The organism is Marinobacter aromaticivorans, assembly GCF_002806975.1.
Taxonomy (GTDB): Bacteria; Pseudomonadota; Gammaproteobacteria; order Pseudomonadales; family Oleiphilaceae; genus Marinobacter; species Marinobacter aromaticivorans.
Genome location: NZ_NIHD01000016.1, coordinates 15,949 through 28,844 on the forward strand (window position 1 = coordinate 15,949; position 12,896 = coordinate 28,844).

10 protein-coding genes are annotated in these 12,896 nt (G+C 54.6%); 6 read left to right on the plus strand and 4 right to left on the minus strand.

The genetic code is table 11. The annotated features are described in order from the left end of the window. Positions 1-234: 234 nt before the first annotated feature. Positions 235-603, minus strand: coding sequence for a DUF3375 family protein (locus tag CDH48_RS19250; RefSeq protein WP_198515523.1), 369 nt, complete (start codon positions 601-603; stop codon positions 235-237). 191 nt (positions 604-794) lie between these two features. Between CDH48_RS19250 and sstT the strand changes: the two genes are divergently transcribed. Genes sstT through CDH48_RS16890 form a run of 3 tightly spaced genes read left to right on the plus strand, consistent with a single transcriptional unit; the run spans position 795 to position 3,391 of the window. Then, the gene (gene sstT / locus CDH48_RS16880) at positions 795-2,018 is read left to right on the plus strand and encodes a serine/threonine transporter SstT (RefSeq protein ID WP_100689910.1); all 1,224 of its coding nucleotides are present in this window, start codon (positions 795-797) and stop codon (positions 2,016-2,018) included. A gap of 36 nt (positions 2,019-2,054) precedes the next feature. After that, positions 2,055-2,582 (plus strand): shikimate kinase, encoded by a 528-nt coding sequence (locus tag CDH48_RS16885; RefSeq protein WP_100689911.1) that lies wholly within the window; start codon positions 2,055-2,057, stop codon positions 2,580-2,582. Further along, positions 2,579-3,391 (plus strand): thioesterase family protein, encoded by an 813-nt coding sequence (locus CDH48_RS16890; protein ID WP_100689912.1) that lies wholly within the window; start codon positions 2,579-2,581, stop codon positions 3,389-3,391. Before CDH48_RS16885 ends, CDH48_RS16890 begins: the two co-directional genes overlap by 4 nt. Here CDH48_RS16890 and CDH48_RS16895 read toward each other — a convergent pair. Further along, positions 3,388-3,660, minus strand: coding sequence for a hypothetical protein (locus CDH48_RS16895; protein WP_227521142.1), 273 nt, complete (start codon positions 3,658-3,660; stop codon positions 3,388-3,390). The two genes, CDH48_RS16890 and CDH48_RS16895, sit on opposite strands and share 4 nt — an antisense overlap. A gap of 146 nt (positions 3,661-3,806) precedes the next feature. Between CDH48_RS16895 and CDH48_RS16900 the strand changes: the two genes are divergently transcribed. The 3 genes from CDH48_RS16900 to CDH48_RS16910 all read left to right on the plus strand — a co-directional run bounded on the left by CDH48_RS16900 (position 3,807) and on the right by CDH48_RS16910 (position 7,559). Further along, positions 3,807-4,667 (plus strand): LysR substrate-binding domain-containing protein, encoded by an 861-nt coding sequence (locus CDH48_RS16900; protein ID WP_100689913.1) that lies wholly within the window; start codon positions 3,807-3,809, stop codon positions 4,665-4,667. A gap of 207 nt (positions 4,668-4,874) precedes the next feature. After that, complete coding sequence (locus tag CDH48_RS16905; RefSeq protein WP_100689914.1) at positions 4,875-5,957, plus strand: endonuclease/exonuclease/phosphatase family protein; 1,083 nt, start codon at positions 4,875-4,877, stop codon at positions 5,955-5,957. A gap of 42 nt (positions 5,958-5,999) precedes the next feature. Continuing rightward, positions 6,000-7,559 (plus strand): DUF4139 domain-containing protein, encoded by a 1,560-nt coding sequence (locus CDH48_RS16910; RefSeq protein WP_100689915.1) that lies wholly within the window; start codon positions 6,000-6,002, stop codon positions 7,557-7,559. Between the two features lie 98 nt (positions 7,560-7,657). Here the strand turns inward: CDH48_RS16910 and CDH48_RS16915 are convergent, their stop codons facing one another. Together CDH48_RS16915 and CDH48_RS16920 are read right to left on the minus strand one after the other, a co-directional pair. Then, positions 7,658-10,276, minus strand: coding sequence for a DUF6351 family protein (locus tag CDH48_RS16915; RefSeq protein WP_188437801.1), 2,619 nt, complete (start codon positions 10,274-10,276; stop codon positions 7,658-7,660). Between the two features lie 69 nt (positions 10,277-10,345). Continuing rightward, positions 10,346-12,859 (minus strand): amidohydrolase family protein, encoded by a 2,514-nt coding sequence (locus tag CDH48_RS16920; protein ID WP_157807857.1) that lies wholly within the window; start codon positions 12,857-12,859, stop codon positions 10,346-10,348. Positions 12,860-12,896: the final 37 nt, after the last annotated feature.

Consider the following 12,896-nt stretch of genomic DNA (forward strand, 5'->3'; position numbering starts at 1 on the left):
GCAAAATGCATTATAGTCGTTTGCAGTCACATCGCTTACCACCGCGTCTGATGGAAAACTGCGGATGTTAAAATGACTACATTCCAGTTTCAGCCTAGTAAAAAATAAACAGGTATACGACCCTCCAGTAGTGACCCTACCGAAGTTTCATTCGATTTCCCGGGTGGTTAATGAAAATTTAATGTGGCAGCTGGTCAAAGAATGGGCGTGCCAGACACTGCAGCCTGGAACACGTCAGATTGCAATCCATTTGTAAATTGCATTGTGGACAACATGAGAGGGCAAAAACTCCTGCTCGAGTCTGCCCCGTTCTGATTGCAGCAGCAAGTTGTAAAGTTCCGCCTCGTTGTTGTTCAAACCGGAAGGTACGGCAGCCGGAGCGGGCTGTGGCTCCTTTACCGCACGCTCTTTTGCGTAGTTTTCAAAAACAGTTAGCATTTGCTGGGCATCCTCAAGCAGGATTTCATTTCGGTTCTGCTCGAGCAATGCCTGCAGACAGCTGAGCACCAGAGGCCCACGGGTGGCGGATAGCAGTTTCCAGGCCGGGTGCTGGTGGCGGGCGACCAGGTAGGAGCGGGTTCTCAGGTGGGCTTGCTCATCCATAACGGGTTCGGATGTTCTTGTTGTCTAAGATTGGTTTTATTGAATGCTGACGCTATGATATCCATCCATTGCGCAGAAGAACAACGACATAACCCGCCAAGTGCCTTCTGTATCCGGGCTCGCAAACTCTGCGACTCTTATACGTGCCCCCTGCATCATCCATTTCCTTACAACTGCAACGCGAGGTTTTCATGTTTTCTGCTCTGAGCACCGTTTTTCGACCTTTAATGCGGCTGGGGCTTGTTGCGCAAATTGCCCTGGGCATTGTCGCCGGTGTGTTGCTGGTCATTATATCGCCTGAGGCTGCGCGCTCGGTGGCGCTGCTGGGCCAGTTGTTTGTCAAGGCATTGAAAGCTGTAGCGCCGGTGCTGGTTTTTGTGTTGGTGGCAGCCGCTATTGCCGGCCATAAGCAGGGGCAGCCAACACACATTCGCGGCGTGTTGCTTCTGTATATCGTGGGAACACTTGCGGCTGCTATGGTTGCGGTGATTGCCAGTTTTCTGATTCCTACGGAGCTTTCGCTGGACCTGAGCGGTGTTAGCGGTAATCCACCGTCAAATATCGGCGAAATCCTGAAAAACCTGGTGCTCAGTGCGGTAAATAACCCTGTCAGAGCGCTTCTGGAGGCAAATTTCATTGCCATACTGGTGTGGGCGGTTGGTCTTGGCTTTATGTTGCGCAATGCCAGCAACTCCACACGCCAGGGTCTCGAGGATCTGTCTGAGGCTATCTCGGGCATCGTTCGCGGTGTTATCCGCCTTGCACCCCTGGGAATTTTCGGGCTGGTTGCCAATACATTGGCGGAGTCGGGCATTGGTGCTCTGCTTGGCTATGGCCAACTGCTTGGCGTTATTGTTGGCTGTATGCTTTTCGTGGCGCTGGTAACCAATCCGTTGATCGTGTTCTGGCAGATTCGTCGCAATCCTTATCCCCTGGTATTTGAATGCCTGCGCGGCAGTGCCATTACCGCGTTTTTTACCCGCAGCTCAGCAGCCAATATTCCCGTTAACCTCGAGTTATCCGAGCGCATGAGTCTGGATCCCGACACCTACGCTATTTCTATCCCGCTTGGCGCTACCGTAAACATGGCTGGTGCCGCCATTACTATTTCCGTGATCACTCTGGCTACCGCCCATACGCTTGGCATTCCTGTGGATTTTGGTACTGCACTGTTGCTGTGTGTGGTTTCGGCACTGGCAGCGTGCGGCGTTTCCGGTGTCGCTGGCGGTTCACTGCTTCTGATTCCTCTGGCGACCAGTCTGTTTGGCATTCCGGCGGAAGTAGCCATGCAGGCAGTGGCAATCGGCTTTGTTATCAGCGTGGTTCAGGATTCCGCCGAAACGGCCCTGAATTCCTCTACCGATGTGTTGTTCACCGCTGCAGCCTGTCATCGGGCCGATGCAAAGCAGGCCTGACAATCAGGCTTTAATTGAAACCAAGGACGAATTGAGATGCTATCAGGTTCCCGAAACCTCATATTTGTCGGTATGCCGGGCAGCGGGAAAAGTACCGTGGGTGTGCTGGTTGCCAAGCGGCTCGGGCTCGGTTTTATCGACACGGATTTGCTGATACAGCAAGAAGCAGGCTCTACCCTCCAGGATATCGTTAACCAGAAGGGCTACCTTGCCCTGCGGCATATTGAGGAAGAGGTCCTGCTGCAGCTGAATGTGGAAAAGCACGTGATCAGCACCGGCGGCAGTGCGGTATACAGTGAGGCGGCCATGCAGCACCTCAAAAACTCAGGTGTCGTGGTTTTTCTGGACATATCCCTCGATACTGTTGTGGCGCGGATCGGTGATTACAGTCTGAGAGGTATTTCCAAGCGGCCTGAACAATCACTGGTAGAGCTCTACCAGGAACGCTCCGCATTGTATTCCCGTTATGCTGATATCATGGTTCAGGGCGACGCTTTGAGCCAGGAGCAGGTTAGTGAGTCACTGATCGATCAGCTGAATGTGTTTGGTAAGGATGTCCCATGAGTGAGGCGCTTTTTCAACGTGATTTAGAGTTATATGTACCAACCCCTTCGTGTTGCAGCCCCTGGAGCCCCCGGCATTTGCATGGCGGGCCGGTAGTTGGGTTGATGGCCCACGCCCTGGAGCAGGCTCTGGGGGGAGCAAACCTGAACCTTGCAAGGCTAACCGTGGATTTGTTGCGGCCGGCGCCCTATGCGCCGTTGCATGTGTCCACAAGGGTGGTCCGTGATGGCAAACGGCTCGGGATTCTGGAGGCTTCGCTAATGGCAGATGATACTGAGGTTGCCAGGGCAACAGGACTTTTTCTGGAAACCAGACCGGTAAGGGTTCCGGATTGCGGCCGTTTTCCCGCGCCCCAATTCGAGGCTCCCTCGTATGCGGTCCACACCAGCGTTTCCGAGGCTGCCGGTTGGCAAAACCTCTATAGCCCGGTAGGCCTGCACAGTACCGTTAAAGCCGTTATTATCGATGGCGTTGAGGCAAAAGGGCAGGGGGTTGCCTGGCTTAAACTGCCAATGCCACTGGTTCAAGGGGTTAAAACCAGCCCCACAGTTATGGCAGCTACGCTCAGTGATTTCGGGAACGGCGTTGGTCAACTCAATCTGAGTGGTGACCTGGGTTGTATTAACGCTGATGTCAGTCTCTACCTGCACCGCACCCCGGTTGGCGAGTGGCTGGGGGTGGATGCCCGCAGCCACATGCATGATACCGGTGCTGGTCTGGTGGAAACGACACTGTTCGACAGCCAGGGCCCGGTAGGTAAAGTTTTGCAGGCTATCATCACCATGACGATGCCCGGGGGCGGGCATTAGCCTGTAAACCTGCGGTGCTGCTCCAGATACTGCGCAGCATCGCTGCGCAAGGGCAGGCTCATGGCGGAGAACAAGTCTGTTCTGGAATATCCCAGGTCTGACAGCACATCGTCCTTTTCTGACAGTAATGAGTGGGCCATCCGCTTGAACTTCTGGCGCCGGGAATAGGATTCCATCCAGGAGAAGCGCCTTGGCTCAGTGATCTGCTCGTTCTTTCTGACGCCTAACATTGTTTCCACCTGCTTCAGGCTGTATGTGGCTTGATTCATTTGCGCTGTATCCGCTACCCATGGCGGCCATGGGCATTGTCAGGTTGGACGACCAATCGCCTTCAATCAAACGAAAAGAATTTAACTCTGCCTTCAGTTATGCTTAAGTCATGACATCGTAAGCGCTTATGTTGAGGTGCTGTTCCATGACAATTCCGCTGCTTGATAATGACGTACTTCGAACCTTCGTTGCTATTTCAGAATGCGGTACATTCACTGGCGCCGCAAAGCTGGTGCATCGCACGCCTTCGGCTCTGAGCATGCAAATCAAACAGCTGGAAAACACCCTTGGTAAACCCCTTTTCATTCGTGAACCCCGGCAGGTCCGGCTGACAGCAGAGGGCGAGGCACTGCTGGATTACAGTCGCCGTCTGTTGCGATTGAATGAGGAAGCGGTTCGGTATTTTCTGTCTCCAACCCTCGAGGGCAAGGTTGGTATTGGTACTTCGGACGATGTTGGCACACGAATTTTGCCCGAGGTGCTTGCGGAGTTCGCGCGCTCCTACCCGGCTGTTGCAATAAACGTGGTTGTGGGGTCAAGCAAGCAGAACCTGGCAAGACTGGATGCGGGTGAACTGGACATGGCGCTGGTAACTGTTGCGGAAGAAACGCACGACATCCGTGGCGAGGTGGTGCATGAGGAGCCTTTGGTCTGGGCCGGGTGGGAGACGTCATCTGCCTTTTCCCGAACGCCTTTGCCGCTTGCCGTGGCTCACGAGGGTTGTGCCTGGCGCAGGATGGCATTGCGGGCACTTGAACAGTCCGGTACGCCCTACCGGATTGCCTACACCTGCGAACATTGTTCAGGGCAGGAAGCAGCAATGGCGGCCGATCTTGCGGTTGCGCCCTTTCCAAAAAGTCTTGTGCACTCGCCCCTCAGGGAGATCGGAAATCAGGGTCTGCCGGAAATAGGCGCCTATCAACTGGCATTGGTGCGGCGCGGTTCCAACCAGTTGAACGATGCCCTGGCACGCCATGTAAAAGAAGCCTTTCAGCGTATTCAGTAAAACGCATGGCTTCTGGTGCTTCGCACCAACACCATAAGGCAAGAGCGCAGGCGGGTTAAAGCCTGGCGGCTGGACTTATGCCTTTCGCAGGCATATGGTTTTTAATCGTGGTGCACAGGCGTTTAACTTGTATCGCACACACTAGCCACGATCGCCGGTGGGGCGGTTGTATCTCTCTTCTTACCGCCAGGATATGTCAGGCCACTGATGTTAATCGCCTTATCCGTTTTAACTCTTGCCATTGCGCTGGCGACCTTGTTGCCTCTTTGGCAAAACACCCACTGGAGCGTTCGCAGCTTTGATTTTCCGCGTTTGCAGTTCGCGATTACCGCCGCCGCTCTGCTGGCTGCCCAGCTTGTCTTTCTGGATATGGACCGGTTTTCCGACTGGATACTGGTTCTTGTAACGGTCGGCTCTCTGGTCGCTCAGCTCTGGTGGATATTGCCTTATACACTGTTCTGGCCCAAGGAGGTCAAGGATGCGCTGGGCGCAAGTCCGGAACAGACGTTGACAATACTGACCGCCAATGTACTGACCCCTAACCGTAATGCGCGGGCATTGCTGACGCTGGTTGATGAGCACAAGCCGGATATTCTGGTAACGCTGGAATCGGACCAATGGTGGGAAGAACAGCTGTCGGCACTTGAGCTCACCATGCCCTTCAGTATCAAGTGCCCGCTCGATAACCTTTATGGCATGCATGTGTTCTCAAGGTTGCCACTGCATGAAACCGAGGTGTGTTTTCTTGTTGAAGAACAGGTGCCGTCTATGCACGCTCTGGCCGAGCTGCGTTCCGGGGAAAGGGTAAGGATTCACTTTGTACATCCTGCGCCGCCGAGTCCTACGGAAAATGATGAATCGGCGGAACGGGATGCGGAACTTGTGATTGTTGGACGGCGTGCTGCAGACAGTGACGAGCCTGTAATTGTAACGGGAGATCTTAACGACGTAGCCTGGTCGCCGACTACGCGTCTGTTCCGGAAAGTCAGCGGCTTGCTGGACCCACGGGTAGGGCGAGGTTTTTACAGTACATTCCATGCAGAATATCGACTGTTAAGATGGCCACTTGACCATCTGTTTCACAGCCATCACTTTACACTTGCATCTATTACCCGGCTCCCATACATAGGGTCAGACCATTTCCCGTTATTGACCCGTGTGGTGTTTTCGCCAGTACGCGGGCATTCGCAGGAAGCCCTCAGCCCGGACCACGATGACCCGGGCCGTGCCAGGGAGATCGCCAGGGAGCAGGGTGTGAGTAAACACGATGTACCTGAGCCTGGCGAATAGTACTATTGAAATAAAACCAACCTGACGACAGGGGTTTCCGGAATGAAAAAACACAGCCTGCTTGCGATTGCCTTATCGGCTACGCCGTTGATGTCTCAGGCGGAGATCACAGCGGTAACCTTGTATCCGTCCCATGCAGAACTCACCTGGGCGCACAGTGAGGAAGTGGCTTCCGGCACTGGAACCCTTGAAATAGAAGGATTACCCGTGAGCCTGCAGGATCAGAGCCTCCAGGTAGGGCTCGAAGGAATCGTAAACTCGCAGATCCGGCAGGTTCAGGTCAGTCGTGTGGAACAGGCTGAATTTGTGGCGGGGGAAACCCGACGCCTACGGGATGAGCTGGCAGTGGTCAGCTTGCGGATTCAGGAGCAGGAAGATGCTATCCGCGCCTGGAATCAGCAGGTTACGCTTATGAGCAAGGCCGCAGAGTCTCCCCATGAACTATCGGCCTCGGAGCTCAATGACATGGCCACTGCGTTGAAGAATACAACCCAGAGCGCGCTGGCCGAGATTCGGACCATTCGCGAGGAAATGAAAAGCGATATTGCCTTGAGAGACCGGTTAACCCGGGAGTTATCCCGCATTAAGCAGGGTGCCAGGGCAACCAAGAAAGTGCGAGTGCACTATGAGGTACCCAAGAGTGGTGAACTGCAAGTCACCCTCCGCTTTCAGTCACCGGAAGCCAATTGGCACAGTGAGTACACGGCTCGTTTGCAGACGGAGATGGAGGGCCCGTCAGGTGGCGAAGTGGCACTGGAGCACCTCGCCGTGGTGCAGCAGACCACAGGTGCCGACTGGAACAATGTTGATCTGCAGCTTTCCACTGCAAATGCCAGGCGAGGCACGAGAATGCCGCCCGTTTATTCGTGGGTTGTCAGCCCGGAACAACCCCAGCCCTATCGTGCCAAGTCGTCTGTTTCCATGGCCGACAGGCAGGAAGAATCCATTATGGGGAGTGCTGCTGTCGTCGAACGCCAGAGTACGTTTACCCAGAGCTATCGGCTAAAGCAATCGGTTGATATTCCCAGTAGCACATCGGGCCAGAGGCTCACAGTGGCAGAGCATCTCATACCCGTTGATGTTGCCACCTGGGTTGCGCCGGTTATGGATACCACCGGGTATTTGCACGCGACCGGGGTTTTCAGGGCGGAAGCACCCGTCCCTGCCGGTCGGGTCACGCTTTTCCGTGATGGCCAGAGTGTGGGTGAAAGCCATTTGCAGGAACTGGCGGATGGCGAAGAACTGACCCTCGGGTTCGGCGTGGATCAGGGCATCCGGGTTGCCGTGGTGAACGAGCTTGAGCGCAGCGGTGAAGAAGGCATCTGGAAGAGTGAAAATGTCCAGCGGCGACAAAACCGCTTCGACATTACCAATCACCACTCGAAGGACGTTCAGGTTCGCGTGTTTGACCGGCTTCCTGTGTCACAGCAGGATACTTTAACGGTCAAGCCGCTGGAGATAAGCGAGCCGGTGGAACGGAATGTTGATGACAAAAAAGGGGTTTTAGCCTGGGATCGCAATGTGCCGGCCGGCGAAACGGTCAGTGTGAAATCCGGTTTTGAGATTCGGGTTCCTGAAGGAGTAGATCTGCCTCCTCTGTAATTATGGTTCAGGGTAATTATGGTTCGGGCTTGTGTCCGTCGATAAGTACCGGGGAGAAGAACCCCTGTTCTCCCCGGTATTCATTACATTATTCCCGCTCAGTTACTCAGGGTGGTTTCAAATGAGCTCGAAGCCCAGCCACTTACTGGTATGTTGTTACGGGGCAGAGGTTCGCCGCCAAAAATAACCTGCTCTGCATCTCCGTACTGTAGCCAGGTAATTGTTTCTGTTGATCCCACCGGCTTCTGCCTGTAGTCACAAACGCCATCGGGAAATATTTTCCGTACTTCGGCAGCAAAGTCATTGCTGCTCAGAAAACCACCTGTCAGCGTTACGGGGTAGTCAGCCGGATCAACAGGCTTCAGGGCGCATTTGTTATTCAGCGTCGCAATGTCATCGCCTGCTACTGTGCGTGGGGTCCCAAACCGGGTTTGCACAACCCTGGCCTGCAGTTCCCTGACCGGCCCCGTAATCGGGGCTAACACATTATCCAGAAACTCCGGCAGACCCGCTTCCGCCAGATCCAGGCCACACACTTGGCCCGTTACCACATCGACTATTTGCCCAAGCTCTGCTGGCAAGGGGTTCAAAATGGCAAGGTCCAGACCCGGGAGAATGGGTTTAGGGTAAGTAAGGTTGCCTGTTAAGGGGATTTTCGGCCCGTCATCAGAAAACAGCGCTGAGACGGAGAGGCATCGGTCTCGTGCCAGGCCGGGTTTGTTCACTCGGATTTTTTCGGGCAGGGGCGCGTCCGAATCATCAGACTCAATTTGGCCAAGCCAGTCATCCATAACCAGTAGGGCTTCGGTTGTGAATATTGAATCGCCAGCCAGGGGGAGCGCCCCAAACCAGATAACCTGGTTGTTGGCATTGCCGTGAGCCTGCTCCAGACGTTCGCGCACCTGCCATGAGTGGAACGCATCGTGGGCGATACCTGGGTCAGGACCTCTCAGATCAATAATGGGAACGGTATCCAAGTGTTCAGCTGTATTGATCGCACCTGTGCGATACGCATTCTGTATGGCCGAAACGTCACCTTGCGTGCGCCCATCCTGATAATCAATATCAACGTTAAACCCGCCAATATCCCTGTTCAGAGCCAGAAACTGCTGCCCTGTGATTGCGCCATTTTGCAGGGCACCAAGGCCATACTGAACACCAACATTATCAAGTGGAATACCCGTAAATCCCCGGCCAAGAAGCTGTTCGTTTGCGGACCAGACCTCGGGAGGGCGTTCGCCAAACTGATTGCGCATATAATCAATAAGCCCGCAGCGCAGACCGTCAGGCCGCTCAGTTGGGTGATAGACCGGTATGTCCGCATCCAGGCCCGGGCAGCTTTCCTGATCCGGGAAAGCGGCTGGGAAGAAAGCAGCGTCGGAAACCAGAGGGTTGATGGGCAGGTGGCCATAGATAGCAGGCCATTGCGCAGCCAGAGTAGGTGCCGTCAGGATGCTCTCCACGAACTCCAGAATGCCCTCAGGCTTCGATGGAAGCTTATAGCTGAAATACTCATTGATGAGGTTGTAATCGGCAAACTGCACGGCAGTTGTCCAGACGTCAGGGTAAGAGCATTGTACGATCAGGCCCTGATAGATACCTGGATAAGCATTCGCAATATGCTGCTGGGCAATGGCACCCCCAGAGCAGCCGGTTCCAATGGTATATCTCAGCGGCCCATATTGTTCTATCACGTGTTCTTTTGACATAAGCAGGGATTCGGCAGCCGTCACCAGATTGGCGTTATGCCCCAGGTTGGCTTGCGCTGTAGACAGGGTAACAAACCCTCTGGCCAGCCCGGTGGTAATACTGTCGCCCAACAGAAGTTCCGTACCTTCCGGCGCAGTGCCAGCAATATCTCCGTTGGGGGCGTGCCCCATGCCGAAACTGACACCTACGTTACCACCATGGTGAATGAGTAGCTTGCGATTCCACTGGGGTTGAGGGGCCAGGGCATCCCAGGGCTGGCCCGGCTGAAACAGTGCCATAATCTGATAGCGGTCACGGTTGATAACCCCGTGCTCAACGCGAACGATGAATGGAACGGTTGTACCGTTATCGGTTGTTATGCTGGCGATGTCCTTATCTGCTGGCGGGTTTTCCGGGTCGTAGGGCATAAACGCGCCAGGTAATCCGGGCGACTCCGGATCAAATTCGGCAACGAATTGCTTGAATACGGAGTCCGGCATGTACTTGAATTCAAACGTAGGCGCCTGATTACATTGTTCGTCAACCGCTGCTGAGTTTGTGCAGTTCCAGGGCGATACCTGGGGGCCCGAGAATACGGGTCCGCCGATGGGGTGGTTTGTTACAGTCGTTGTCAGGTGTTTATTATTCGGGAACGTGACTTCCAGCAGGTTTTCACCGATTTCAAGTCCCTCGACAAGGCCGACCCACTCTGTCGTAGACGTGGAGAACGGGATGCTCTCAACCTCCGAGCCATTAATCAGCAGTTGTCCTGGCTTGCCTTCGCTGGTTCTGATGCGAACAAGTGCGTTGCCGCCACTGATCAGATCTTTACGGTTCGACATGATTTCGATCGCGCCAGAGGCGGGCATTTGCGCCGGAGGTGATACGGTTTCATCCTGATCATTAACGGTGGAGCCTGGTGAAGCCAGGTTGTCATTGCTGTTGTTATCGGACCCGCCACCACAAGCGGATAACAAAAATCCGGTACACATGAGAACGGCTGTGAGTCGTGCTCTATAGTCAGCCATGGTATTCACTCCTGTTTTGCGAGACTGGATGGGGAAGGCGTGGTTACGCCCGCCCCGGGCGATGACGGATTACAAGGGTGCTTTTTCGATGCGCTCCCACATCCGCAAGTAGGCTTCTGCGGACGTAAACAGCTGATTAACGGCCTCGTCTATTGTTTCAGCGTCACGATCACTGTTCAGAATCATGTCGGCGATCTGATCGGCATAGAGACCGTAATGGGCAACGCCACGGCCATCATAGAGACCAAATTCCCGATCGCCTGTGCGTTGCTTGTCGAAGCGAACCCGGCCGTCTACCGATTCGAACGGATACAGTTTTGCATCGTCCTCCGGTACACCGGGATTGCCTGCAAGTGCGGCAATGCCATTTACATCCGAGGAAAGCCCGGCGCCACCGAAAGGGCCCACTTTGTAGGCATCTGAACGCGGTCTCTGGCCATTCCGGATCAACTCATCAACCCAGCCGCCGCGGGTTCCTCCGAAGGAGGCCGTTACGCCTCCCTGCGCAGCAATGCGATCTCGCAGGGCCTCGGTGCCGCCCCAGCCGCCGTGACTGTTGATAACCGGATACCCAAGGGGCCCGGTAAGCTCCAGGATGCGGGCGGCAGCTTTACGACTAATGTGATCTGTCTCAATCATCATTTTGCGACGGATCAGTTCCTGGACAAGAAAGTCGCCCAGATCGGAGAGGCCGCGGCTATTACACAACTTGTCAGTGCCTCGGCGGGGGTCCATGGCTTGCAGTTGCTCCGGGGTTTCAGGGAAGCGGTCACCGATATAGTCGAGTTGAAACAGCAACTGATCAATCAGGCCAAAAGGCTTGAGCGCTGCGTTCTGATCCGGCTCAAGACCCGAGTACTCCGTTCCTTCAGGGCATTCTTCAAACTCTGGCAGGTGGCCGGTTTCCAGCATGTTACCGGCATAGAGAATGGGGCCAATCCCGATGCCCGAGCTGAGATCCGGCAGGTGGCCACCAAAAGCGTTATCAAATTTGTGAACCGGGAAAATACTCCGTACGCCTAACTGGTAAAGCTGATCCAGACGGTCAGTAATATCCTTGCGCGAGCATTCCGCCACATTCAGAAACTCACCGCAGCCCAGAACCTTGGACATTTCGATGCCGAGTACAACAGCCAGTTTGCCTTGTGCAATCACATCACGGGCTTCGCCGGGAGACATCACGATGCGAAACCAGCCCTGGCCGGGCCCGCCATGTTGTGCATCAATATAATCCTGCATTTCGTACATGCGCTGAATCTGTAACAGAATCGCTTCCATGGGATCGCAGTCGTTCTGTTTCTGCGGGTTTATCTGGCAAAGCACCTCGTTATGAACCAGATGATTCACAAGGATCTTCATTCCTGACAGATGAACCCTCTCTAGCCAGCGATAATAGCTCTGGTGATGTTGCAGCGAATCGTTGCGCGGCCAGTCATTGAAGCTGGGCCAACCCTGGGTTTCATGGGAGACTGTGCCACTGGTGGCAATTTCCAACAGCCCGGTTGTGCCTTGGGGGCCATGATTGACTGCACAGTCCTCAAGCGCGTGGGTAATACCGAAACGGTGAAAAGGATCGCCATAGTTTATGCGGCCCCCAATGAACTCGTAAGCCGAGATATGGGAGTGGGCGTCAACAAATCCGTATATGTCATCATCGTCCAGGCCCTCGACGTTACGGAAACGATCGACCTCTTTCAGATAAATGGCCGGGCCGTCTTCGTGCAAAACCTCCGCGTTAAGGCCCGCCTCGGGATAGGCATCGCAACCCTCACTCGGATTGAAGCGAAAGTGGTTGGCCTCGTCTTGCAGAGAAGGTGATCTCAGCGTCAGTTCGTTTGAGTCCACTCCGAGTAATAACCCGGTTACCCGGGATGCAAGTGTGTAAGCCCCGTCTTCTGTTTTGTTCAGTTGCCATACAGCAAGATCGTTAGGGCGGTTTACCATCGCAAGCCTGGGGAGCATATTGACGTTGCCCACTTGATCACCGAAAAAATCCAGGCTTTCGCCAAGCGCCCTGAGTATGCCGCCCAAGGGCAGAATGGGGTCAAGAATCAGGCCGGTCGTATCGCCGAGCCCGGCCACCAGATAACTCAGCTCTCCGACAAACCTGCCACCCGCATCCAGAAATTCGCCGCCGGGGTCGGTGATCCCGAGAAGCTCAAAATCGCCTTTGCTGTTTTCTACCCTCTTGAAGCCCGACATGAGCAGGTATGAGCCCAGTTCTGTTGGTCGCATATAAAATCGCGCTGCATCGGTTTCAGAACTGGCAATGCCGTATGTGCCGTCTGGTTGGGCAGCAAGAAAGCCATCGTTTGAGCTAACGGTGTAACAGGCGTTGGCAAACTGATAGCGGGAGTTTGCGTAGGGGTTTACCCTGGGCTCGCGAGATTGGTTGGAGTCGGCAGATTCAGAAGAATCTGAGGATTCGTCAACATTCACATTGCTGTCTGCCTCTGGGGCTGAATTGGATGCAGTTTCTGACGATTCAGATCCGCCGCCGCAGCCTGCAAAGAGGCCAAGAACTAAAAGTAAGCTGAACAGAAGCGTCCGCTGCCCGGGAACGGACTCGGAAGTGAATTGCATGGCATTCTCCATTCGGACATAAGGCGATGAGCCAGCC

Bases quoted from the DNA above. Each gene is read 5' to 3' on its own strand.
- CDH48_RS16910 (WP_100689915.1), top strand. From the start codon at position 6,000: ATGAAAAAACACAGCCTGCTTGCGATTGCCTTATCGGCTACGCCGTTG.
- CDH48_RS16885 (WP_100689911.1), top strand. From the start codon at position 2,055: ATGCTATCAGGTTCCCGAAACCTCATATTTGTCGGTATGCCGGGCAGC.
- CDH48_RS16900 (WP_100689913.1), top strand. From the start codon at position 3,807: ATGACAATTCCGCTGCTTGATAATGACGTACTTCGAACCTTCGTTGCT.
- CDH48_RS16920 (WP_157807857.1), bottom strand. From the start codon at position 12,859: ATGCAATTCACTTCCGAGTCCGTTCCCGGGCAGCGGACGCTTCTGTTC.
- CDH48_RS16890 (WP_100689912.1), top strand. From the start codon at position 2,579: ATGAGTGAGGCGCTTTTTCAACGTGATTTAGAGTTATATGTACCAACC.
- CDH48_RS19250 (WP_198515523.1), bottom strand. From the start codon at position 603: ATGGATGAGCAAGCCCACCTGAGAACCCGCTCCTACCTGGTCGCCCGC.
- CDH48_RS16895 (WP_227521142.1), bottom strand. From the start codon at position 3,660: ATGAATCAAGCCACATACAGCCTGAAGCAGGTGGAAACAATGTTAGGC.
- sstT (WP_100689910.1), top strand. From the start codon at position 795: ATGTTTTCTGCTCTGAGCACCGTTTTTCGACCTTTAATGCGGCTGGGG.
- CDH48_RS16915 (WP_188437801.1), bottom strand. From the start codon at position 10,276: ATGGCTGACTATAGAGCACGACTCACAGCCGTTCTCATGTGTACCGGA.
- CDH48_RS16905 (WP_100689914.1), top strand. From the start codon at position 4,875: ATGTTAATCGCCTTATCCGTTTTAACTCTTGCCATTGCGCTGGCGACC.